Here is a 22,493-nt window from a genome sequence, read left to right as displayed (position 1 = left end):
GTAGCGGCTGCCCCCCGGCGTGCCCCTCTCGCACAGCCGGCGCAGGAACCATCATGGGCAACATCGACGAACTGAAGAACACCGGCCTCAAGGCCACCCTGCCGCGTCTCAAGATCCTCGAAATCTTCCAGAACGGCGGCCAACGCCACATGACGGCGGAAGACGTGTTCCGGGTGCTGCTCAACGAGCACTCCGACATCGGTCTGGCCACGGTCTATCGCGTGCTGACGCAGTTCGAACAGGCAGGGATCCTCGAACGCAGCCATTTCGAGAGCGGCAAGGCCGTCTACGAGCTCAACGAGGGCAAGCACCACGACCATCTGGTGTGCACCTCCTGCGGCAAGGTCGAGGAGTTCTACGACCCCGAGATCGAGCGCCGCCAGCAAATGATTGCGACCGACAAGAAGTGGATCCTGCAGGACCACGCCATGTCGCTCTACGGCCTCTGCGGCGACTGCGCAAGCAAGAGGTAAGGCCCCCCGGCTTTTTCACGAGCTCTGCTCGTGCAACGCCACCCCCGAGGGGAGGCGCGGCGGCCGCAGACCGTCAATCGTCCTCGCGCGCGCCTTCCATGGCCTTGTGGTGGCGGGCCACGAAGTCGGCGTAGGTATCGATGCCGCGCAGCTGCAGGATCGAATTGCGCACGGCCGCTTCCACCAGCACGGCGATGTTGCGGCCGGCCACCACCTGGATGATCACCTTGCGCACCGGGATGCCCAGCACGTCCTGGGTCAGCGGCGCCGAGGGCATGCGTTCGTAGTCACGCTCGAAGCTGTCGCGCCGCACCAGGTGCACGATCAGCTTGAGGCGCATCTTCCGGCGCACCGCGGTCTCGCCGAAGATCGCGCGGATGTCCAGCAGGCCGATGCCACGCACCTCGAGCAGGTTCTGCAACAGCTCGGGGCAGCGCCCTTCCAGCGTGGTCTGGTTGATGCGGTAGAGGTCGACCGCGTCGTCGGCCACCAAGCCGTTGCCGCGCGAGATCAGCTCCAGGCCCAGCTCGCTCTTTCCCAGTCCCGACTCCCCGGTGATCATCACGCCCAGGCCCAGGATGTCCATGAACACGCCGTGCATCGAGGTGCGCTCGGCGAAGTGCTTGGAGAGGTAGGCGCGCAGGAGATCGATCACGAAGGCCGAGGATTCCCGCGTGGCGAACAGGGGCAACTGCGCCCGCTCGCAGATCGACAGCAGTTCGTCTGGCGCCGGCTGGCCGTCGGCCAGCACCAGCATGGGCGGTTCCAGGGTGACGATGCGGGCGATGCGCCGCACGCAATCGTCGGGCGTGCCGCGCGTCAGGTAGGCCACCTCTCGCGCGCCGAGAATCTGCACGCGGTAAGGATGGATGTAGTTGAGGTAGCCCACCAGGTCGGCGGCCGACTGGGCGCGGCTGATGACGCCGGGGTCGAACTGGCGCTCCGAGGCGCCCAGGCCCGCCAGCCACTCCCACCGGAGCGAGCCGCGGAATTCCTCGAACATCGCGTCGGCACTGATGACGGTCGGCTTCATGCGCCAGACTGTCTCATGCGGATGCGCTTCAAGCCACTTGGGCGGATTGCCATCCTGCGATCAGGGCATGGAGCGCGGCGGCGTCGGAACTCGACTTGATCTGCTCGCGCAGGCCGGCATCGCTGAGCAGTTCCGCGATCTCCGAAAGTATTTCAAGGTGTTTCTGAGTCGCCGCTTCGGGCACCAGCAGGAAGATCAGCAGCACCACAGGCTGCTCGTCCGGCGCGTCGAAACCGATCGGATTCGCGAGCTGGAACACCGCGGCCATCGGCGACTTGAGGCCCTTGATGCGTCCATGGGGGATGGCCACGCCGTGGCCGAGGCCGGTGGAACCCAGGCGCTCCCGGGCAAACAGGCTGTCGGTGATGAGGGCACGGCCCAGGCCGTGCAGGTTTTCAAACAGCAAGCCCGCTTCTTCAAAAGCACGTTTCTTGCTGGTGGCGTCAACGCTCACGAGGACTTGAGCGGGCGGCAGGATGGACGCGAGTCGGTTCATGTTGGGGCGGGGCGGGGGCGATTATGCACCTGCTCCGCAAAAAGCAAAGGGCCGCCCTGAGGCGGCCCGCAAGAGTATTTGCCCGGAGAGGTACTACATCACGCGCTTCGGCGCCTCGTGATGGTGGTCCTGCAGGCGGTCCTTGTGACGGACGACCTGCCGATCGAGCTTGTCCACCAGCTCGTCGACCGCGGCGTAGAGATCAGCGTGGCTCGATTCCGCGAACATGTCATTGCCCTTGACGTGAATATTGCATTCGGCTCGTTGCCGACGTTCCTTTTCCTTCTGCTTTTCCACCGTGAGGATCACCTTCACATCGACCACCTGGTCGAAATGGCGGGTGATTCGGTCCAACTTGCTCGTAACGTAGCTGCGCAAGGCGGGGGTGACGTCGAGGTGATGACCGCTGATCGTCAAATTCATGAATGACCTCCTGGATTGACGGTTGGGGAAAAAGACCCCGCTTCATGGATGGTGAAGCGCGGCCGGCGAAACAGGGAAAGAGGGGGAAGAGAGAGAGAAGGGAGAGAGAGCGGAAAGAGCGGAAAGAGGGGGAAGGTCGGTTCACTATGCCCATGCTGTCATCGAATTGCAATCCCTTCCGGGGCAAATCCCGGCATCGGCCGCCCATGCTCGCGGCGCGCTATCGATTTGATAGTGCTAAAGACCTCGCGCGATGCTCAGCGCCAGGCGGCGCGCATGCGGCTCAGCAGGTCGATCGTGGCTGCCGGCGGCGGCACGTGGGGTGCGCGTTCGGGCGCCGGCGGCCAGGTCTGCTCGTCGAAGCGGCCGGCGTCGGCGGCCGAAATGAAGCGCGTGCGGCCGGCGTACAGATGCCGGTCGCCGCGCGCCGCCTGCTGCGTGACATAGAAGCGCTGGGGCACCAGCAGGTGCAGGTGGTCGCGCGCGCGGGTCATCGCCACGTAGAGCAGGCGCCGCTCTTCCTCCAGCTCCTGCGCGCCCTGCGCCACGTCGGCCGGGATGCAGCCGTCGACCACGTTGAGCACGTGCACCGAGCGCCACTCCTGCCCCTTGGCGGAGTGGATGGTCGAGAGAATCAGGTAGTCCTCGTCCAGCAGCGGCGGACCCGGCCGATCGCTCGTGGCCTCGGGCGGATCGAGTGTGAGCTCTGTCAGGAAGCGCTCGCGCGAGGCATAGCCCGAGGCCAGGCGCGCGAGCTGCTCGACGTCGCCGCGCCTGAGTCCGGCGTCGTCGTGAAGCCGCTCCAGGTGCGGCACGTACCACTGCAGCGCAAGCTCCATGTCGGCCGGCCAGGCGAGCGTGGGCGCGCGCAGCGCGGCATAGATGGCCGCGAAACGCGCCCACTCTTCCTTCGCAGCAGCGGGCGGCACGAAGGCCTGCACGACCGCACCAGGATCCGCGGCCTCGGCCATCGCATCGAGCAGCCGCGTAGCGCTGACGGGCCCGATGCCCGGAATCAACTGCGTGACGCGAAAGCCCGCCATGCGCCCGCGCGGATTCTGGGCGAAGCGCAGCACCGCCAGCAGATCCTTCACATGCGCGGCCTCCAGAAACTTGAGGCCGCCGTACTTCACGAAAGGGATGTTGCGCCGCGCCAGCTCGAGCTCGAGCGCGGCGCTGTGGCTCGAGGTGCGGAACAGCACGGCCTGCGACTTCAGCGCCAGCCCGCCTTCGCGGTGCGCGAGCACGCGTTCGGCCACGAAGCGGGCCTGCTGCGCCTCGTCGGGCACCAGCACCAGCTGCGGCCGGCCGGCCGAGGGCTTGTCGGTCCAGAGCGTCTTGGCATGGCGCTCCGGGGCGGCGGCGATCACCGCGTTGGAGACGTCGAGGATGGGCTGGGTCGAGCGGTAGTTGCGCTCCAGCGTGACGATGCGCGCAGGCTGCGTGAACTGCTGCGGGAAGTCGAGGATGTTGCGCACCGTCGCGCCGCGGAACGAGTAGATCGACTGCGCGTCGTCGCCGACCACGGTGAGGCCGCGGCCGTCGGGCTTGAGCGCGCGCAGGATGGCGGCCTGCAACAGGTTGGTGTCCTGGTACTCGTCGACCAGCACGTGATCGAAGCGCGCGCCGATCTGCGCCGCGAGCGCGGGCTCCGCCACCATCTCGGCCCAATACAGGAGCAGGTCGTCGTAGTCGAGCACCTGCTGCGCCTGCTTGGCGTCGACGTAGGCGCCGAACAGGCGCTTGAGCTCGGCCTCCCATTCGGCGCACCACGGAAACGCATGCTTGAGCACCTCGGCCAGCGGCGCGCAGGTATTGACGGTACGCGAATAGATTGAGAGGCAGGTTCCCTTGCGCGGAAAACGCCGCTCCATGGTCGCAAGCCCGACGTCGTTGCGCACCAGGCCCATCAGGTCCTCGGCATCGCCGCGGTCGTGGATGGTGAAGTTCTCTTGAAGGCCGATCTGTGCCGCGTGTTCGCGCAGCAGGCGCGCGCCGATGCCATGGAAGGTGCCGGCCCATGGCAAGGCCGGCGGCGCCTCGGATTTCAGGCCGAGCACGCGCGCCAGCACTTGGCCCGCGCGGCGCTCCATCTCCTGCGCCGCGCGGCGCGAAAACGTCAGCAAGAGGATGCGCTGCGGATCGGCGCCGCGCGCGATCAGGTGGGCCACGCGATGCGCGAGCGTGCTGGTTTTGCCCGAACCCGCGCCAGCGATCACGAGCAAGGGCCGCTGGTCTTCGGGCGCCTCGCCCAGCGCCGCACCCACCCCATGCTCCACCGCCGCGCGCTGCGCGTCGTTGAGCTTGGCGAGCGCATCCGCGAGGCGCTCGGCCTGGCTCGTGGGTGCGGATGTCGCGACGCTTTGCATCGCCGCGACTTTACTGGATGCCCATCCAGACACCCACAAAAAGGTGGTGGAGGCCGGTGACATAATCGCGCCTCGCTGCAACCGGAGACTTCGCATGGAAACCGTTCCGCCTCGGCAGCTTTCAACTCCCCTGTGATGCGTTGTTGGCCAGGGACTTGAAAGCGCCCCGCCCCTCGCCAACCGCTACAAAAACCACCGGGAGTGAGCCATGCTCAATATCTTCACGCTCGCCAACGGCCGCCTCGTCCAGGAAGAAATCGAAGCCCTCGAGGAGCTCTCTCAGTTCCAACCCATCTGGGTCGATCTCGAATCGCCCACGCTCGAGGAAAAGCGCTGGATCAAGCAGTACTACGGCCTGTCCATCCCCGAAGACGCGATGGACGAGGACATCGAGGAGTCGGCGCGCTTCTACGAGGAAGACAACGGCGAGCTGCACGTGCGCAGCGACTTCCTGATCGACGACGCCGAGAACCCGCGCTCCGTGCGCGTGGCCTTCATCCTCAACCAGCACAACACCGAGTTGCGCAGCCGCGGCGTGCTGTTCTCGATCCATGACGAAGACGTGCCGGTGTTCCGCCTCCTGCGCATGCGCGCGCGCCGCGCACCCGGCCTCATCGAAGACGCCAAGGAAGTGCTCTTGAAGCTCTTCGACGCCGACGCCGAATATTCGGCCGACTCGCTGGAGAACATCTACGACGAGCTGGAAGTCGCAGGCAAGAAGGTGCTGGAGGGCAACGTCAGCGACGAGCTGGCCGGCGAGGTGCTGGCCGCGATCGCCCGGCAGGAAGACCTGAACGGCCGCATCCGCCGCAACGTGATGGATACGCGCCGCGCGGTGAGCTTCATGATGCGCAGCCGCATGCTCAACGCCGAGCAGTTCGAGGAGGCGCGCCAGATCCTGCGCGACATCGAGTCGCTCGACAACCACACGGCCTTCCTGTTCGACAAGATCAACTTCCTGATGGATGCGACCGTCGGCTTCATCAACATCAACCAGAACAAGACCATCAAGATCTTCTCGGTGGCCAGCGTGGCGCTGCTGCCGCCGACCTTGATCGCGAGCGTGTACGGCATGAACTTCAAGCTCATCCCGGAGCTGGACTGGTCTTATGGCTACGCGTACGCGGTCGTGCTGATGGTCGCCAGCGCGCTGGTGCCGATGTGGTACTTCCGCCGCCGCGGCTGGCTCAAGTAGCCGCAGCGCCGGGCAGCGCCGCGAGCCAGGCGTCGATCACCGCGAGGCTGTAGCGGCTCGCGACGGCGGCCACGAAGCGCAGGAAATCGGCATGCGCCGCATCGTCGGCACGGTCCGAGATCGTGCGCACTGCGGCGAAGGGCACGCGGTAGTCGTGGCACACCTGCGCCACCGCGGCGCCTTCCATTTCGACCGCGAGCGCCTCGGGCAACGCGCGCCTGAGCGCTTCGCTTTCTGCGGCGGTGGAGATGAAGCGGTCGCCGCTCACCAGCAGGCCGCGATGCAGCCGGGGCGCCTGCAGGCCGAAGTCGTCGACCACGGTCCGACCCAGCAGCGCGACCGGATCGCGCAGCACGCCGGCGACCACGGCGGCCAGCGCATCGCTGATCGCGGTATCGGCCGCGAAGCGCGCGTGCCCGGTCAGCGGCACTTCGTATCTGGGAAAGATCGGCGAGGCGTCCAGGTCGTGCTGCAGCAGCTTGGTCGCCACCACCACGTCGCCCACCCGCACGCCGGGCGCCAGGCCGCCGGCGACGCCGGTGAAGACGATGGCGCGCACGCCGAAACGCTCGAGCAGGACGGTGGCTGTGGTGGCCGCCGCGACCTTGCCGATGCGCGACAGCACCGCCACCACGGCATGGCCATGCAGATGGCCAACCCAGAAATCGCGGCCGGCAACGCGCACGCGCTGCTCGTCGGGCATGGCCGCGAGCAACGCGCCCAGCTCTTCCTGCATGGCGGCAACGATCGCGACCGGCCCCGCCATGGAGGTGCCCGCTACTTCTTGTCGCGCAGCTCGCGCCGCAGGATCTTGCCGACCGGCGTCTTGGGCAGCTCGGTGCGGAACTCCACCACCTTGGGCTGCTTGTAGCCGGTGAGATTGGCGCGGCAGAAGTCGCGCACCTGGGCCTCGGTCAGGTCGGGGTTCTTCTTGACGAGCACGAGCTTGACGGCCTCGCCGGTCTTCTCGTCGCCGATGCCCACGGCCGCGCACTCGAGCACGCCCGGGATCTGTGCGACCACGTCCTCGACCTCGTTCGGGTACACGTTGAAGCCCGAGACCAGGATCATGTCCTTCTTGCGGTCGACGATCTTGAAGAAACCGCGTTCGTCGACCACGCCGATGTCGCCGGACTTGAAGTAGCCGTCGGCCGTCATGACCTTGGCCGTCTCGTCGGGGCGCTGCCAGTAGCCTGCCATCACCTGCGGGCCCTTGATGGCGATCTCGCCGGGCTGGCCCATCGGCACCTCGCGGCCGTCGTCGTCGAGCAGCTTCAGGTAGGTGCTGGGCAGCGGCACGCCGATGGTGCCGGTATAGGCGGTGCTGGTGGTCGGGTTGCAGGTGGCCGACGGCGAGGTTTCGGAGAGGCCGTAGCCTTCGCAGATCGGGCAGCCGGTCTTCTCGAGCCAGAGCTTGGCCACCGCGCCCTGCACCGCCATGCCGCCGCCGACCGAGACCTTGAGGTTCTTCCAGTTGACGGTTCCGAAGTCCGGATGATTGGCAAGCCCGTTGAACAGCGTGTTGACGGCCGGGAAGCTGTGGAAGGTGTGCTTCGACAGCTCCTTCAGCACGGCCGGGATGTCGCGCGGATTCGGGATCAGGATCAGCTTGCCGCCGGTGCGCATGCTGAGCATCATGTTCACGGTGAACGCGAAGATGTGATAGAGCGGCAGGGCGCAGACGCTGGTAGGCTGCTCGCCGGCCGGCACCTTCTGCATGACCGGCTCGTTCCAGGCCTCGGACTGCAGCACGTTGGAGATCACATTGCGATGCAGCAGCACCGCGCCCTTGGACACGCCGGTGGTGCCGCCCGTGTACTGCAGCACCGCGACGTCGTCGGGCCCGATGGGCGCCGGCTGGGGCGTGCGCCCCGCCCCCTTGTCGAGGGCGTCGTTGAAGCGCACGGCGCCGGGCAGGCTGAACTCGGGCACCATCTTCTTGACGTTGCGCACCACGTAGTTGACCAGCGCGCCCTTGAGCAGGCCGAGCCGATCGCCCATGCCGCTCAGCACGACGTGCTTGACCGGCGTGGACGCGATGCACTGCTGCAGCGTGGCGCCGAAGTTCTCCATGATCACGATGGCCTTGGAGCCGGAATCCTTCAATTGGTGCTCGAGTTCGCGCGGCGTGTAGAGCGGGTTGACGTTCACCAGGATCAGCCCGGCGCGCAGGACGCCGCACACCGCGATCGGATACTGCAGGCAGTTCGGCATCATGACCGCGACGCGATCGCCCTTCGCGAGCCCGAGTCCCTGCAGGTAGGCCGCGAAGGCCCGGCTCAGCTTGTCGACTTCTCCGTAGCTCAGGTCCTTGCCCATGAAGCTGTAGGCGGTGCGCTCCGCGTACTTCTGGAAGCTCTCCTCCATGAGCGCCACCAGGGAAGGGTAGCGCGAGCCATCGATATCGGCGGGCACGCCTTGCGGGTAACTGGTGAGCCAGGGGCGGTCTGTCATGGACATGTCTCCTCAACGAAATTCTGAGTTCTGGTCAACGGGGCTGCCGCCGGCGCTGCCGGCTAGGCGCAGGCGCAAGACGCCCTTATTCGATCGCCTTGCCCATGTCCTCGACCACCTTCTTGGCGTCGCCGAAGACCATCATGGTCTTATCCATGTAGAACAGCTCGTTGTCCAGACCGGCATAACCCGCAGCCATCGAACGCTTGTTCACGATCACCGTCTTGGCCTTGTAGGCCTCTAGGATCGGCATGCCGTAGATCGGCGTGCCCTTGGTGAGCGCCGCCGGATTCACCACGTCGTTGGCGCCCAGGATGATCGCCACGTCGGCCTGCGCGAACTCGCCGTTGATGTCCTCCATCTCGAACACCTGGTCGTAGGGCACTTCGGCCTCGGCCAGGAGCACATTCATGTGGCCCGGCATGCGGCCTGCCACCGGATGGATCGCGTACTTCACCGTCACGCCCTTGTGGGTGAGCTTCTCGGCCAGCTCGTTGACCGCATGCTGCGCCCGCGCCACCGCCAGGCCGTAGCCCGGCACGATGATCACGGTCTCGGCGTTGGAGAGCATGTAGGCTGCGTCGTCGGCGCTGCCGCTCTTGACCGGGCGCTGCTCCTTGGCGCCGCCCGCGGCGGCCGTGGCCTCGCCGCCGAAGCCGCCCAGGATCACGTTGAAGAACGAGCGGTTCATCGCCTTGCACATGATGTAGCTCAGGATCGCACCCGAGGAGCCCACCAGCGAGCCGGCAACGATCAGCATCGCGTTGTTGAGGCTGAAGCCGATGCCGGCCGCCGCCCAGCCCGAGTAGCTGTTGAGCATCGAGACCACCACCGGCATGTCGGCGCCGCCGATCGGGATGATGATCAGCACGCCCATCACGAAGGACAGCAGCACCATCAGGAAGAAGGCCGTCCAGCTCTCGGTGAAGACGAACACCAGGCCGAGCGCGATGGTCAGCAAGCCCAGCGCCAGGTTCAGCATGTGCTGGCCCTTGAACTGGACCGGCGCGCCCTGGAACAGGCGGAACTTGTACTTGCCCGACAGCTTGCCGAAGGCGATGACCGAGCCGCTGAAGGTGATGGCGCCGATAGCCGCACCCAGGAACAGCTCGAGCCGGTTGCCCGCGGGAATGAGCTGACCCTTGGGAACGATGCCGAAGGCCCAGGGCTCGACCACCGCCGCCACGGCGATGAAGACCGCGGCCATACCGATCATGCTGTGGAAGAAGGCGACCAGCTCGGGCATCTGCGTCATCTCGACGGTCTTGGCGCGGTAGGCGCCGTAGCCGCCGCCGGCCACCAGCCCCAGCAGCACCCAGGCCATGCCCATGGCCTTGCCGTCCGAGATCTGCACGATCAAGGCCGCGGTGGTCAGGATGGCGATCGCCATGCCGACCATGCCGAAGATGTTGCCTCGGATCGACGTGGTGGGATGGCTGAGGCCTTTGAGCGATTGAATGAAGCAGACCGATGCGATCAGGTACAGCAGCGTGGCGACATTCATGCTCATGCTGCATTCCCCTTGTCCGCCGCGGGCGCCGCCTTCTTGTCCTTCTTCTTGAACATCTCCAGCATCCGCCGCGTGACGAGGAAGCCGCCGAAGACGTTGACCGCGGCCAGCGCCACGGCCAGCACGCCCATGGTCTTGCCGAGGCCGCTCTCGGTGAGCGCCGCCGCCAGCATGGCGCCGACGATCACGATCGCCGAGATCGCATTGGTCACGGCCATCAGCGGCGTGTGCAGCGCCGGGGTGACGGTCCAGACCACGTGGTAGCCGACGTAGATGGCCAGCACGAAGATGATCAGGTTGATGACGGTATGGGACACGGGATCCATGAGCTTTTTCTCCTCGCTTGTCTTGCTGGCTATTTCTTGGTGACCTGGCCGTCCTGCGTCATGCGGCAGGCAGCGACGATGTCGTCCTCGAGGTCGATCTTGAGCGCGCCTTCCTTGTTCACGATGAGCTTCAGGAAGTCGAGCACGTTGCGCGCATAGAGCGAGGAGGCGTCGGCGGCCACCAGCGCGGGCAGGTTGGTTTCGCCGACGAGGGTGACACCGTGCTTGATGACGGTCTTGTCGGCCTCCGACAGCGGGCAGTTGCCGCCCACGCCGTCGGGGCCCTTGCCGGCAGCGATGTCGACGATGACCGAGCCCGGCTTCATCGACTTGACCATGTCTTCGGTGATGAGCGTGGGCGCCGCGCGGCCCGGGATCAGCGCGGTGCTGATCACGACATCGGCCGCTGCCACGCGCTTGGCCACTTCGACCTTCTGCCGATCGAGCCAGCTCTGGGGCATCGGCTTGGCGTAGCCGCCGACGCCCTGCGCCGCTTCCTTCTCTTCCTCGGTGTCGTAGGAGACATCGATGAACTTGGCGCCCAGCGACTCGACCTGCTCCTTGACGCTCGGGCGCACGTCGCTCGCCTCGATCACTGCGCCCAGGCGCTTGGCGGTGGCGATGGCCTGCAGGCCTGCGACGCCGACGCCGAGGATCACGATGCGCGCCGCCTTCACGGTGCCGGCGGCCGTCATCAGCATCGGAAAGAAGCGCTGGTACTTGTCGGCCGCGATCATGACGGCCTTGTAGCCGGCGATGTTGGCCTGGCTCGACAGCACGTCCATGCTCTGCGCCCGCGTGGTGCGCGGCGCGGCTTCGAGTGCGAAGCCGGTGAGGCCCGCCGTCGCAAGCCTTTGCAGCCCGGCGGCATCGAAGGGGTTGAGCATGCCGATGACGACGGTACCGGGTTTCATGAGCGCCGCCTCGGCATCGCTCGGCGCGCGCACCTTGAGCACGATGTCGGCGCCGAAGGCGCCTGCCGGGTCTGTGATCTCGGCGCCGGCGGCCTGATAGGCCGCATCGGTGACGCTGGCTGCCACGCCGGCACCGGACTGGATGCGCACGGTGTGGCCCTGTGCAACGAGCTTCTTGGCCGTCTCCGCAGTGACGGCCACACGGGTTTCGCCTGGCGCAGTTTCGGCCGGCACGCCTATCAGCATGGGGGATCTCCTCGGGGCAGCATTGGAATTCGGGCCGAGCTTACATGAAGATGACAAAGAACTGGCCGAGGACCGCATCCCTCTGTACAGTAGCGCCTCGCGAATGACCGGCGCACAGATCGCCGGCTTTGTGGAAAGAAATCAGGGAGAAGAACGATGCGGATTGCAGCGCTCGACGACGAGCCGCGCCAGCTCGAACTCATTCGGCATGCCATGGCGGTGATCGGACATGAATGTCATGGATTCGAAGACGGCCGCTCCCAGCAGCGTGCCCTCTACCAGCAGAGCTTCGACATGCTGATCCTCGATTGGCGGCTTCCCGACGTCGAAGGCTCCGACGTCATCCGATGGATCCGCGAAAAGCTCGGCAGCCGCCTGCCCATCCTCTTCGTTGCCGGGCGGCGCAAGGAAGAGGGCATGGTCGAGGCGCTCACGCTCGGCGCCGACGACTCATGGCCAAGCCGATTCGCGTTGCCGAACTCCAGGCCCGGGCGAAGGCGCTTCTGCGCCGCGCCTATCCGGCGCTGTTCGAAACCGAACTGGTCTGCGGCCCCTACCGCGTCTTCCCCCTCACGCGCACGCTTCAGATCCACGGCCAGACGATCAGGCTCAAGCACCGCGAGTACACGCTGGCGCTCTTCCTGTTTCGCAACATCGGCCGCCTGCTGTCGCGCGAGCAGCTGCTCGAAGCGGTGTGGGGTGCGGATGCGGAGGTCACTTCGCGCTCGCTCGACACGCACATGTCGCGGCTGCGCTCGAAGCTGGACCTGCGCTGCGCGAACGGTCTGGTGCTGTCGGCCGTCTACGGCCTCGGCTATCGGCTCGAGTTCATCGACCAGAATGGCGTCGAGTCGCCCTACCCCATGGCGGGCGTGTCCGAATGAGCCGGTTCCCGATTGAAGGAGCAACACCGCGATGATGATCCGAATGATTCGACTTCTGTCCGCGGCCCTGTTGCTCGGCGGCTGGCTGCAGCTCGCGGCCGCGCAGGAGGTGGACCCGGGCGAGCTGGTGCGCGGCGGCCTGCAGGCGATCCAGATGATCGACCAGAACAAGATCGGCGAGCTCTGGGACGGCGCCACCCCGGCCGCCCGCAAGCGCGTCAGCCGCAGCGACTTCATGAGCCAGGTCGCCAAGGCCCGCACGCCGCTCGGCGCCGCACATCAACGCACCTGGGTAGCGATCAACCGCCAGGTGGTCGGCGATGGCGATCCCGAGCTGGCCGGCCAGTATGTGAACATCGAGTACGAGACCCGCTTCGCCAACAACAGCACGGCCACCGTGCGCGAACTGGTGACGTTTCAACTGGGCAGCGACCGCGTCTGGCGCTTCTCGGGCTACGTGCTGCGATAGCGATGTCTGAACGCTGGAAACCCAACGTCACCGTCGCCGCGGTGATCGAGCAGGACGGGCGCTTCCTGCTGGTCGAAGAGCATACGAAGGCCGGACTCAGGCTCAACACGCCGGCCGGCCATCTCGACCCGGGCGAGTCGCCGGCCGAGGGCTGCGCGCGCGAGACGCTGGAGGAAACGGCCCACCACTTCACACCGACCGCCCTCGTCGGCATCTACATGGCGCGCTTTCTCGGCGACGAGGAAGACGTGACCTACATGCGCTTCGCCTTCGCCGGCACGCTCGGCGCCTTCGAGCCGGGCCGGCCGCTGGACCAAGGCATCGTGCGCACCCTGTGGATGACGGCCGACGAGATCCGCTCGAGCGTGGCGCGCCATCGCAGCCCGCTGCTGCTGCAATGCGTGGAGGACTACCTGGCAGGGCAACGCTATTCGCTGGACCTGATCCACACCCACGTGTCGGTCGGCGCACCGTCGCAAATCTAGCCGGCCCGCGCGATCACCCCGCCGCCCAGGCACACATCCCCGTCGTAGAGCACCGCCGACTGCCCCGGCGTCACCGCCCACTGCGGCTCGGCAAAGGCGAGCCGGAAAGCGCCGTTGGCACCGTCGCCCAGGTCGCAGCCCGCATCGGCCTGGCGGTAGCGCGACTTCGCCGCATAGGCGCCCGACGGCGGCGCGCTGCCCGAAACCCAGCTCGCATCGTCGGCTTCGAGCGCCGGCGACAGCAGCCATGGATGGTCGTGGCCTTGCACCACCCACAGCGTGTTGTTCGCGATGTCCTTCTTCGCCACGAACCAGGGCGAGTGGTCGCCGGCCCCGCGCTGCGCCCCCTTCGGCTTGATCCCGCCGATGCCCAGGCCCTGGCGCTGGCCCAGCGTGTAGAAGCTGAGGCCCTGGTGCTCGCCGATCTGGCGGCCGCGCTCGTCGCGAATCGGGCCCGGCTCCTTGGAGATGTAGCGGTTGAGGAACTCGCGGAAAGGCCGCTCGCCGATGAAGCAGATGCCGGTCGAGTCCTTCTTCTTCGCGTTCGGCAGGCCGATCTCGTCGGCGATGCGGCGCACCTCGGTTTTCTTCAACTCGCCGACGGGGAACAGCGTCTTCGAGAGCTGCTGCTGGTTGAGGCGATGGAGAAAGTAGCTCTGGTCCTTGGCCGGATCGAGTCCCTTGAGCAGCTCGTAGCGCCCGCTTGGCGCGTTGCGCCGCACGCGCGCGTAGTGCCCGGTGGCAATCTTTTCGGCACCAAGCCGCATCGCATGATCGAGAAAGGCCTTGAACTTGATCTCGGCATTGCACAGCACGTCGGGGTTGGGCGTGCGGCCGGCCTGGTACTCGCGCAGGAACTCGGCGAACACGCGATCCTTGTAGTCGGCCGCGAAGTTGACGTGCTCGATCTCGATGCCCAGCACGTCGGCCACGCTCGCGGCGTCGACGAAGTCGATGTTCGACGAGCAGTACTCGCTGTCGTCATCGTCTTCCCAGTTCTTCATGAAGATGCCGACCACCTCGTGGCCCTGCTGCTTGAGCAGATGCGCCGTGACCGCGGAGTCCACTCCGCCGCTCAGGCCCACCACGATGCGCTGTTTTTCCATGAGGAGGCGATTGTCCCAGCCTCGGCAAGCCGGTGCCCGCATCCGGGAAATCACCGAGCGGCCCATGCCCGCAGCGAGGCGGCAGACTCCCACAATGGGCTGCTGCCCTCAACTGGAGACACGCATGCACAGCCTTCCCCTCGGCCCCGCACGGCCGGCCCCGGTCTCGCGCCGGCTGGTCTGCCAATCGCTCGCGCTGTTTGCCGCGGGTGGCGTCCACACCGTGCAGGCCCAGGGCGCCTGGCCGCAGAAGAGCATCCGGCTCGTGGTGCCCTTCGCGCCCGGCGGCTCGAGCGAAGTGGTGGCGCGATCGGTCGCGGCCGAACTCACCAAGCAGCTCGGCCAGAGCGTCTATGTCGAGAACAAGCCCGGCGGCGCCGGCACCATCGCCATGCAGGAGATCGCCAAGGCGCCGGGCGACGGCTACAGCCTGATCCTCGGCCACGTGGGCACGCTGGCCGTCAACCCGTACATGCTGCCCAACCAGCCCTACGACGTGAACCGAGATTTCGTGCCGGTGACCTTGCTGGCCAAGGTGCCGAACGTGCTGGTGGTGCACCCGGACGTGCCGGTGAAGAGCTTCAGGGAGTTCATCGCCTACGCCAAGGCCAACCCGGCCAAGCTCAACTATTCGTCGGCAGGCAACGGCAGCGCCGGCCATCTGAGCATGGAGTACCTGAAGCTCACGGCCGGCTTCTTCATGACGCACATCCCCTACCGCGGCAGCGGCCCGCAGATGACCGACCTGCTGGCCGGGCGCACCCAGGTGGCGATGAACGGCCTGCCCAGCGTCTCGGCCTTCATCAAGTCGGGAAAGCTGCGCGCGCTGGCCGTGGGCTCGGCGCAGCGCATCGCCGCCCTGCCCAATGTGCCCACCATCGCCGAGAGCGGCTACAAGGGCTTCGAGACCTCGCAGTGGTATGGCCTGCTCGCACCGGCCTCGACGCCGGCACCGATCGTGAAGCGGTTGCAGGAAGAAAGCCTCAAGGCGCTGAAGACCGGCCCGGTGACCGAGCGCTTCGCACACGATTCGGCGCTCGGCGTGGGCGATACGCCGGAGCAATTCAGCGCCTTCATCACGGCCCAGCAAAAGACCTGGAAAGAAATCGTCACCAAGGCCGGCATCAAGCCGGATTGATCAAGGAGAGAAAGATGGATCACCTCAGCGGCATGGACGCCTCGTTCCTGCACCTCGAAACTCCCGAGTCGCCGATGCACGTGGGCAGCCTGCAGCTCATCGACCTGCCGCCCGGCTACGAGGGCGACTTCGCCGAGGACGCCAAGAAGTACCTGAGCGGCCGGCTGCACCTGGCATCGGTGTTCGTGCGCAAGCTCGCGATGATGCCCTTCGACCTGGCGAACCCGGTGTGGGTGGACGACGACGACCTGGATCTCGACCACCACATCCGTCACGTGATCATGCCGAGGCCCGGGACCATGGCACAGCTGGAGCGCCTGGTCGGCCGGCTCCACTCCACGCTGCTGGACCGCAGCCGGCCGCTTTGGGAGATCTACATCATCGAAGGGCTGCAGACCGGCCAGGTCGCGCTCTACAGCAAGATGCACCACGCGGCGATCGACGGCCAGGCCGGCGTCGCGGTGGCGAAGGCGTTGTTCGACATCTCGGCCACGCCGTCACCGGTGAAGGCGCCGCGCGCCAGCCGCCGCCCCGACTCATCGCAGCTCGGCATGGCCGAGCTCGCGAGCGCCGCGCTCAGCAACACGGTACAGCAGTACGTGAAGCTGATCCAGTCGATCCCGGCCACGGCCAAGGCGATCACGAGCGTGCTGCTGCCGGTATCGGAGGCCACCGGCAAGCGCAGCTTCGAGCTGCCCAAGGGCTTGAAGACCGCGCCCAAGACGCCGCTCAATGTCTCGATCACCAACCAGCGTTCCTTCGCCGGGCGCTCGGTGCCGCTGGCCGAGGTCAAGCAGATGGCCAAGGCCACAGGCACCAGCCTCAACGACATCGTGCTGGCGATCTGCGCCGGCGCGCTCAAGCGTTACCTGGCCGACTACGGCTGCAAGCCGGCCAAGCCGCTCATGGCCGGTGTGCCGGTCTCGCTGCGCAGCGAGGGCAACACCGACCTCAACAACCAGGTGTCGGTGATGCTGGTGAGCCTGGCCACCGACATCACCGATCCGCTCGAGCGGCTCGCGGCCATCCATGAATCCTCGAGCGAGGGCAAGAAGCTCACGGGCAACGTGAAGGCTGCGATCCCGACCGACTTCCCGTCGCTGGGCGTGCCTTCGCTGATGTCGGGCCTGGCCTCGCTCTACGGCCGCTCCGGACTCGCCGACAAGCTGCCGCCGATGGCCAACGTGGCGATCTCCAACGTGCCCGGCCCGTCGTTCCCGCTCTACTTCGCGGGCGCCAAGCTGGCGACCTATTTCCCGGTGTCGATCCCGGGGCACGGCCTGGCGCTCAACATGACGGTACAGAGCTACAACGGCTCGCTCGAGTTCGGGCTCACGGCTTGCCGGCGCGCAGTGCCGGACATCGCCGACCTGGGCGACTATGTGGTCGCGGAGCACAAGAAGCTGTTCGGGCTGATCGTGGGGCAGGCAGCGGCTGTGCCTGTTGCAGCCGTCGCTGCGCCGGTGGAGGCGCCGGCAGCCAAGAAGCGGGCAGCACCCAAGAAGAAGGTCGTTGCGAAGGCGGTGCGCACTGCCGCGACCAGAGTACCGCGCAAGACAACCGCTGCCGCGAAGCGTGCTGGTGTCTTGAACTGACTCAGGCAGCGAGCTCTGCCAGGATCTCGTAGGAGCGCAAGCGCGCCTCGTGATCGAACACCTGCGAGGTGATCATCAGTTCGTCCGCGCCGGTGCGCTCGATGAACGACTGCAAGCCGGCGCGCACCGTCTCGCGCGATCCGACGGCCGAACACGACAGCACCGAATCGAGCAATGCGTTCTCCGCCGGCCCGACGCGCTGGCGGTAGTTCTCGACCGGCGGCGGCAAACGCCCCGGCCGCCCGCTGCGCAGGTTCACGAAGGCCTGCTGCCACGAACTCGAACGGAACACCGCCTCCTCGTCGGTCTCGGCCGCGAACACGTTGAAGCCGAGCATCACGTAAGGCTTGTCCAACTGCTTCGAGGGCTTGAAGGTCTCGCGGTAGATCCGGATCGCCTGCATCAGCTGCTGCGGCGCGAAATGCGAAGCGAAGGCATAGGGCAGCCCGAGGTGCGCCGCGAGCTGCGCGCCGAAGGTGCTCGATCCGAGAATCCAGACCGGCACTTCGAGTCCGATGCCGGGCACCGCGCGCACCGGCTGCTTCGGCTCCTTCGACATGAAATCCATCAGCTCGACCACGTCCTGCGGGAATTGGTCGGCGTCGGACTGCAGATCGCGCCGCAGCGCCTGCGCGGTGCGCTGGTCCGAGCCCGGCGCGCGGCCGAGGCCGAGATCGATACGGCCCGGGTACAGCGACTCCAGCGTGCCGAACTGCTCGGCGATCACCAGCGGGGAGTGGTTGGGCAGCATCACGCCGCCGGCCCCGATGCGGATGGTCGAGGTGCCGGCGCCGATGTAGGCCAGCAGCACGGCCGTCGCGGCGCTCGCGATGCCCGGCATGCCGTGGTGCTCGGCCAGCCAGTAGCGCCGGTAGCCGAGCTTCTCGCCATGCTGCGCCAGGGACAGCGAATTGCGGAAGGACTGCGCGGCGGTGCTACCTTCGGTGATGGGAGACAGGTCGAGGATGGAGAGTGGGGTCATGGATCGGCCGGAGCAGCAGAGCAGGGCCGGTATCTTGGACCGAAGTGCAGGCCGGCGAATGCGAAGGGCCATTGCAGCCTCGCTGCCGCTCTGCTATCCAAAGAAACCAAAGGGTGCTGCGGCAGAAAACCTCAATTGCGTTGCGCTTCATCATGACAGGCGGGCTTTTCTCAAGACCCAAACTCCCTCACGCATGAATAGACAAACCGCAGGACTGCAAAAAGGACAGAAATTCCGAAAGGAATAGATCGACAGGCGACGCAATGCTTTGCACGCTTGTCAGCGGGTGCGGACGGTGCGGATGGTGCTGGGGGTTGGCGCGACAGAATTGCCCCGGGCCGGGAAGTAGTTCTTGCGACTTACTTCTCGCTTCTTGTGCGTTCACCTGCCGGATACCCTGTGTGAGAGGGCGACCGAGGCGCGACAGGCGAGGACGAGCCGTTCTACGGAAATTGCCGGCTGAACGGACTAACCGAGCGATGTGGTCTGTCTAAGCTGTCCGTCAGAAAAAGTAGATTTGCGCGCGTGTTCTGGACACTACTTGCTGACCGCAATCAGTGCGCAGTCAATCGATATACCGCTGACTTTCGCCGCTCCTGCCTGGCGTCGCGCGCCTATTGAGGAGCAACAAAAAGGCGCAGAGCCGTCAAGCCCTGCGCCTTTTTATGAGATCTCCGAGAGATTTCGTCAGAATGGAATATCGTCGTCCATATCGTCGAAGCCCGACGAGGATTTGGCCGGCGCCTGCCGCGGTGCCGGCGCCGCGGCGCGCGGTGCTGCAGCGGGAGGACGCGAATAACCGCCGCCTTGCGCCCCCTGCGAGTAGCCGCCGTCGTCGTCGCCGCCGCCCAAAGGACCGCCCTGGCCCTGGCGACTGCCGAGCATCTGCATCTGGTCGACACGGATGTCGGTGGCGTACTTTTCGGCGCCGTCCTTGTCCGTGTACTTGCGCGTACGGATCTGGCCCTCGACGTAGATCTGCGAGCCCTTGCGCAGGTACTGGGCCGCAATCTCGGCCAGGCGGCCGTTGAACACGAGACGGTGCCACTCGGTAGCTTCGCGCATCTCGCCGCTTTGCTTGTCCTTCCACTTGTCGGTGGTGGCGAGGGTCACGTTGCAGATCTGGTCCCCGCTGGGAAAGGTGCGCGTTTCCGGATCGCGTCCGAGATTGCCGACGAGGATGACTTTGTTGACCGATGCCATATGCACTGCCCCTGATGAATGGATGGAAGAGGAGGAAAGCGGAGATTGTGCCGCAGCCGGTCGCGCCGGCCGAAGCGCCGGAGAAGTCGGCCGAATCCCGCCAGATGCCGCGGAATCGCCGGGGACTTATCATGCCCGGTTGCCCAAGATCGACCGCCCCGTGAATTCCCCCAACGACGATGCCTACCTCGGCGCCGTGCTCGCGCAGCAGCGCATCAGCATCCGCGGCGCACGCACGCACAACCTCAAGAACGTCGACCTCGACATCCCGCGCAACAAGCTGGTGGTGATCACCGGCCTGTCGGGCTCGGGCAAGTCGAGCCTGGCCTTCGACACGCTCTACGCCGAGGGCCAGCGCCGCTACGTCGAGAGCCTGTCGGCCTATGCGCGGCAGTTCCTGCAGCTGATGGACAAGCCCGATGTCGACGTGATCGAGGGCCTGTCGCCAGCCATCAGCATCGAGCAGAAGGCGACCAGCCACAACCCGCGCTCCACCGTGGGCACGGTGACCGAGATCCACGACTACCTGCGGCTGCTCTATGCGCGCGCCGGCACGCCCTACTGCCCAGACCACGACCTGCCGCTGCAGTCGCAGACCGTCTCGCAAATGGTCGATGCGGTGCTGGCCATTCCGGACGAGCCGCGGCTGATGATCCTGGCACCGGTGGCGCGCGAGAAGAAAGGCGAGTTCCTCGAGCTCTTCGCCGAGATGCAGGCCCAGGGCTACGTGCGCTTCCGCGTCAACGGCGAGACCTTCGAGTACAACGACCTGCCCAAGCTCAAGAAGACCGAGAAGCACGACATCGATGTCGTCATTGACCGGCTGCGGGCGCGGCCCGACATGCAGCAGCGTCTGGCCGAGAGCTTCGAGAACGCGCTGCGCCTGGCCGAGGGCCGCGCGATCGCACTGGAGATGCACGAGGACGGCAGCGCGAAGGAGCATCTCTTCAATGCCAAGTTCGCCTGCCCGATCTGCCACTACTCGCTGGCCGAACTCGAACCGCGCCTGTTCTCCTTCAACTCGCCCGTGGGCGCCTGCCCGAGCTGCGACGGCCTCGGCCACAGCGAAGTCTTCGATCCGGCGCGCGTGGTCGCCTTTCCCTCCCTGAGCCTGGCGAGCGGCGCCATCAAGGGCTGGGACCGGCGCAACGGCTACTACTTCAGCATGCTGGAGAGCGTGGCCAAGCACTACAAGGTCAACGTCGACACGCCCTTCGAAGACCTGCCCGCCTCGGTGCAGCAGGCCGTGCTGCACGGCTCGGCCGAGGAAGAGATCAAGTTCTCCTACACGATGGAAAGCGGCCAGCAGGCCGGCAGGAAGCTGACGCGCAAGCACCCCTTCGAAGGCGTGATCCCGAACATGGCGCGGCGCTACCGCGAGACCGATTCGGCGATGGTGCGCGAAGACCTCGCGCGCTTTCGCAACATGCAGCCCTGCCCCGATTGCGGCGGCACGCGGCTTCGGCGCGAGGCGCGCAGCGTGTTCCTGCAGGACGACTCCGGCCCCGAGCCGCGGCGCATGGCGATCTTCGAGATCAGCCGTGCCACGCTGCGCGACAGCCTCGCCTACTTCCAGGGCCTGCACCTGCGCGGCGCCAAGGCCGAGATCGCCGACAAGGTGGTGCGCGAGATCGGCCTCAGGCTCAAGTTCCTCAATGACGTGGGCCTCAACTACCTGAGCCTGGACCGCAGCGCCGAGACGCTCTCGGGCGGCGAGGCGCAGCGCATCCGCCTGGCCTCGCAGATCGGCTCCGGCCTCACCGGCGTGATGTACGTGCTCGACGAGCCCAGCATCGGCCTGCACCAGCGCGACAACGACCGGCTGATCGGCACGCTCAGGCATCTGCGCGACATCGGCAACAGCGTGATCGTGGTCGAACACGACGAGGACATGATCCAGGCCGCCGACCACGTGATCGACATGGGCCCCGGCGCCGGCGTGCACGGCGGCCGCGTGATGGCGCAGGGCAGCTATGCCCAGGTCGCGGCGAGTCCCGATTCGCTGACCGGCCAGTACCTGTCGGGCGCGAAGAAGATCGCGGTGCCGAAGCGCCGCACCCCCTGGCTGCCGGCGGTCGCCAAGCCGGCCTTCAACGAGGGCAAGAAGGCCTCGCGCTTTCCGCAGAGCCCGGCGGCCGAACGGCGCGCGGCGCGCGAGGCGGCGCACCTCGCAACGCAGACCGACCTGCAGGAAATCCGCGTAATCGGCGCCACCGGCAACAACCTCCGGGACGTGAACGCCGCCTTCCCGGTCGGCCTCCTGACCTGCGTGACCGGCGTCTCCGGCTCGGGCAAGTCGACGCTGGTCAACGACACGCTCTACAGCGCCGTGGCGCGCACCCTCTACCGCGCCCACGAAGAGCCGGCCGCGCACGAGGCGGTCGAGGGCATCGAGTACTTCGACAAGGTCATCAACGTCGACCAGTCGCCCATCGGCCGCACGCCGCGCAGCAATCCCGCCACCTACACCGGCCTCTTCACGCCGATCCGCGAGCTGATGGCCGAGACCAACACCGCACGCGAGCGTGGCTACGGGCCCGGGCGCTTCAGCTTCAACGTCGCGGGTGGCCGCTGCGAGGCCTGCCAGGGCGACGGCGTGGTCAAGGTCGAGATGCACTTCCTGCCCGACGTCTACGTGCCCTGCGAGGTCTGCCATGGCCAGCGCTACAACCGCGAGACGCTGGAGGTGCAGTACAAAGGCCGCAACATCGCGCAGATCCTCGACATGACGGTCGAGGCCGCGCATGAGTTCCTGAAAGCCGTGCCGACCATCGAACGCAAGCTGCGCACGCTGCTCGACGTCGGCTTGAGCTACATCAAGCTGGGGCAGGCCGCGACCACCTTGTCGGGCGGCGAGGCGCAGCGCGTGAAGCTCGCGCTCGAGCTCAGCAAGCGCGATACCGGCCGCACGCTCTACATCCTCGACGAGCCGACCACCGGGCTGCACTTCGCCGACATCGAGCTGCTGCTCAAGGTGCTGCACCAGCTGCGCGACGCGGGCAACACCATCGTCGTGATCGAGCACAACCTCGATGTCATCAAGACCGCCGACTGGCTGATCGACATGGGGCCCGAGGGCGGCGCGGGCGGCGGCACGGTGGTGGGCGTGGGCACGCCGGAAGCGATTGCCGCGAACGAGGCGAGCCATACAGGGCGCTACCTCAAACGACTGCTCTAGGCGCTGGCAGGGTA

The 22,493-nt window shown here is 66.6% G+C and carries 19 protein-coding genes and 1 pseudogene; 8 read left to right on the top strand and 12 right to left on the bottom strand.

All coding sequences use genetic code 11. The annotated features are described in order from the left end of the window. Positions 1-53 precede the first annotated feature (53 nt). On the top strand, positions 54-473 hold the full coding sequence (fur, locus tag AC3A6B_RS04490) for a ferric iron uptake transcriptional regulator (RefSeq protein WP_093109943.1): 420 nt from the start codon (positions 54-56) through the stop codon (positions 471-473). Positions 474-546: 73 nt separating this feature from the next. Here the strand turns inward: fur and hprK are convergent, their stop codons facing one another. The 4 genes from hprK to AC3A6B_RS04470 form a co-directional block, all read right to left on the bottom strand. Next, positions 547-1,506, bottom strand: coding sequence for an HPr(Ser) kinase/phosphatase (gene hprK, locus AC3A6B_RS04485; protein WP_093109942.1), 960 nt, complete (start codon positions 1,504-1,506; stop codon positions 547-549). Positions 1,507-1,534: 28 nt separating this feature from the next. Then, positions 1,535-2,002, bottom strand: coding sequence for a PTS sugar transporter subunit IIA (locus AC3A6B_RS04480; RefSeq protein WP_093109941.1), 468 nt, complete (start codon positions 2,000-2,002; stop codon positions 1,535-1,537). A 93-nt stretch (positions 2,003-2,095) separates the two neighbouring features. After that, on the bottom strand, positions 2,096-2,425 hold the full coding sequence (gene hpf, locus AC3A6B_RS04475; RefSeq protein ID WP_093109940.1) for a ribosome hibernation-promoting factor, HPF/YfiA family: 330 nt from the start codon (positions 2,423-2,425) through the stop codon (positions 2,096-2,098). Positions 2,426-2,682: 257 nt separating this feature from the next. After that, complete coding sequence (locus AC3A6B_RS04470; protein WP_487835555.1) at positions 2,683-4,794, bottom strand: ATP-dependent helicase; 2,112 nt, start codon at positions 4,792-4,794, stop codon at positions 2,683-2,685. Positions 4,795-5,002: 208 nt separating this feature from the next. Between AC3A6B_RS04470 and corA the strand changes: the two genes are divergently transcribed. After that, positions 5,003-5,989 carry a magnesium/cobalt transporter CorA gene (corA, locus tag AC3A6B_RS04465; protein ID WP_487835554.1) on the top strand — a complete coding sequence of 329 codons (987 nt, stop codon included), beginning with the start codon at positions 5,003-5,005 and terminating at the stop codon, positions 5,987-5,989. Here corA and AC3A6B_RS04460 read toward each other — a convergent pair. The 5 genes from AC3A6B_RS04460 to AC3A6B_RS04440 all read right to left on the bottom strand — a co-directional run bounded on the left by AC3A6B_RS04460 (position 5,982) and on the right by AC3A6B_RS04440 (position 11,439). Continuing rightward, positions 5,982-6,755, bottom strand: a complete 774-nt coding sequence (locus AC3A6B_RS04460; protein ID WP_487835553.1) for a 5'-methylthioadenosine/adenosylhomocysteine nucleosidase — start codon at positions 6,753-6,755, stop codon at positions 5,982-5,984. The genes corA and AC3A6B_RS04460 overlap by 8 nt on opposite strands. Before the next feature lie 11 nt (positions 6,756-6,766). Continuing rightward, positions 6,767-8,443, bottom strand: a complete 1,677-nt coding sequence (locus AC3A6B_RS04455) for a long-chain-fatty-acid--CoA ligase (RefSeq protein WP_487835552.1) — start codon at positions 8,441-8,443, stop codon at positions 6,767-6,769. 85 nt (positions 8,444-8,528) lie between these two features. Beyond that, on the bottom strand, positions 8,529-9,953 hold the full coding sequence (locus tag AC3A6B_RS04450) for an NAD(P)(+) transhydrogenase (Re/Si-specific) subunit beta (RefSeq protein WP_487835551.1): 1,425 nt from the start codon (positions 9,951-9,953) through the stop codon (positions 8,529-8,531). Then, positions 9,950-10,279: an NAD(P) transhydrogenase subunit alpha part 2 gene (locus AC3A6B_RS04445; protein ID WP_093109934.1), complete on the bottom strand. Its 330-nt coding sequence runs from the start codon at positions 10,277-10,279 to the stop codon at positions 9,950-9,952. The genes AC3A6B_RS04450 and AC3A6B_RS04445 overlap by 4 nt, the downstream gene beginning before the upstream one ends. A 29-nt stretch (positions 10,280-10,308) precedes the next feature. Then, complete coding sequence (locus AC3A6B_RS04440) at positions 10,309-11,439, bottom strand: Re/Si-specific NAD(P)(+) transhydrogenase subunit alpha (RefSeq protein ID WP_487835550.1); 1,131 nt, start codon at positions 11,437-11,439, stop codon at positions 10,309-10,311. Positions 11,440-11,652: 213 nt separating this feature from the next. Here AC3A6B_RS04440 and AC3A6B_RS04435 point away from each other — a divergent pair. The 3 genes and pseudogenes from AC3A6B_RS04435 to AC3A6B_RS04425 all read left to right on the top strand — a co-directional run bounded on the left by AC3A6B_RS04435 (position 11,653) and on the right by AC3A6B_RS04425 (position 13,277). Continuing rightward, positions 11,653-12,323 (top strand): annotated as a pseudogene (locus AC3A6B_RS04435) (response regulator transcription factor). 43 nt (positions 12,324-12,366) lie between these two features. Continuing rightward, positions 12,367-12,792: a DUF4019 domain-containing protein gene (locus AC3A6B_RS04430; protein ID WP_487835549.1), complete on the top strand. Its 426-nt coding sequence runs from the start codon at positions 12,367-12,369 to the stop codon at positions 12,790-12,792. Between the two features lie 2 nt (positions 12,793-12,794). Beyond that, a complete protein-coding gene (locus tag AC3A6B_RS04425; RefSeq protein WP_487835548.1) occupies positions 12,795-13,277 on the top strand; it encodes an NUDIX hydrolase in 483 nt (160 codons plus the stop codon). On the opposite strand, the gene mnmA is transcribed toward AC3A6B_RS04425, so the two are convergent. Further along, positions 13,274-14,383: a tRNA 2-thiouridine(34) synthase MnmA gene (gene mnmA, locus AC3A6B_RS04420; protein WP_487835547.1), complete on the bottom strand. Its 1,110-nt coding sequence runs from the start codon at positions 14,381-14,383 to the stop codon at positions 13,274-13,276. The two genes, AC3A6B_RS04425 and mnmA, sit on opposite strands and share 4 nt — an antisense overlap. A gap of 124 nt (positions 14,384-14,507) precedes the next feature. Here mnmA and AC3A6B_RS04415 point away from each other — a divergent pair, with 124 nt between their 5' ends. Next, on the top strand, positions 14,508-15,521 hold the full coding sequence (locus AC3A6B_RS04415; protein WP_487835546.1) for a Bug family tripartite tricarboxylate transporter substrate binding protein: 1,014 nt from the start codon (positions 14,508-14,510) through the stop codon (positions 15,519-15,521). A 14-nt stretch (positions 15,522-15,535) separates the two neighbouring features. Beyond that, a complete protein-coding gene (locus tag AC3A6B_RS04410; protein ID WP_487835545.1) occupies positions 15,536-17,116 on the top strand; it encodes a WS/DGAT/MGAT family O-acyltransferase in 1,581 nt (526 codons plus the stop codon). A gap of 1 nt (position 17,117) precedes the next feature. On the opposite strand, the gene AC3A6B_RS04405 is transcribed toward AC3A6B_RS04410, so the two are convergent. Continuing rightward, a complete protein-coding gene (locus tag AC3A6B_RS04405) occupies positions 17,118-18,098 on the bottom strand; it encodes an LLM class flavin-dependent oxidoreductase (protein ID WP_487835544.1) in 981 nt (326 codons plus the stop codon). Between the two features lie 687 nt (positions 18,099-18,785). Further along, positions 18,786-19,301 (bottom strand): single-stranded DNA-binding protein, encoded by a 516-nt coding sequence (gene ssb, locus AC3A6B_RS04400; RefSeq protein ID WP_487835543.1) that lies wholly within the window; start codon positions 19,299-19,301, stop codon positions 18,786-18,788. A gap of 160 nt (positions 19,302-19,461) precedes the next feature. Between ssb and uvrA the strand changes: the two genes are divergently transcribed. Further along, the gene (uvrA, locus tag AC3A6B_RS04395; RefSeq protein ID WP_487835542.1) at positions 19,462-22,479 is read left to right on the top strand and encodes an excinuclease ABC subunit UvrA; all 3,018 of its coding nucleotides are present in this window, start codon (positions 19,462-19,464) and stop codon (positions 22,477-22,479) included. Positions 22,480-22,493 lie beyond the last annotated feature (14 nt).

The organism is Variovorax sp. Soil_C_33, assembly GCF_057656935.1.
Note: the sequence above shows the minus strand (reverse complement) of the source record. Positions and strands in the feature narration are given on the sequence as shown.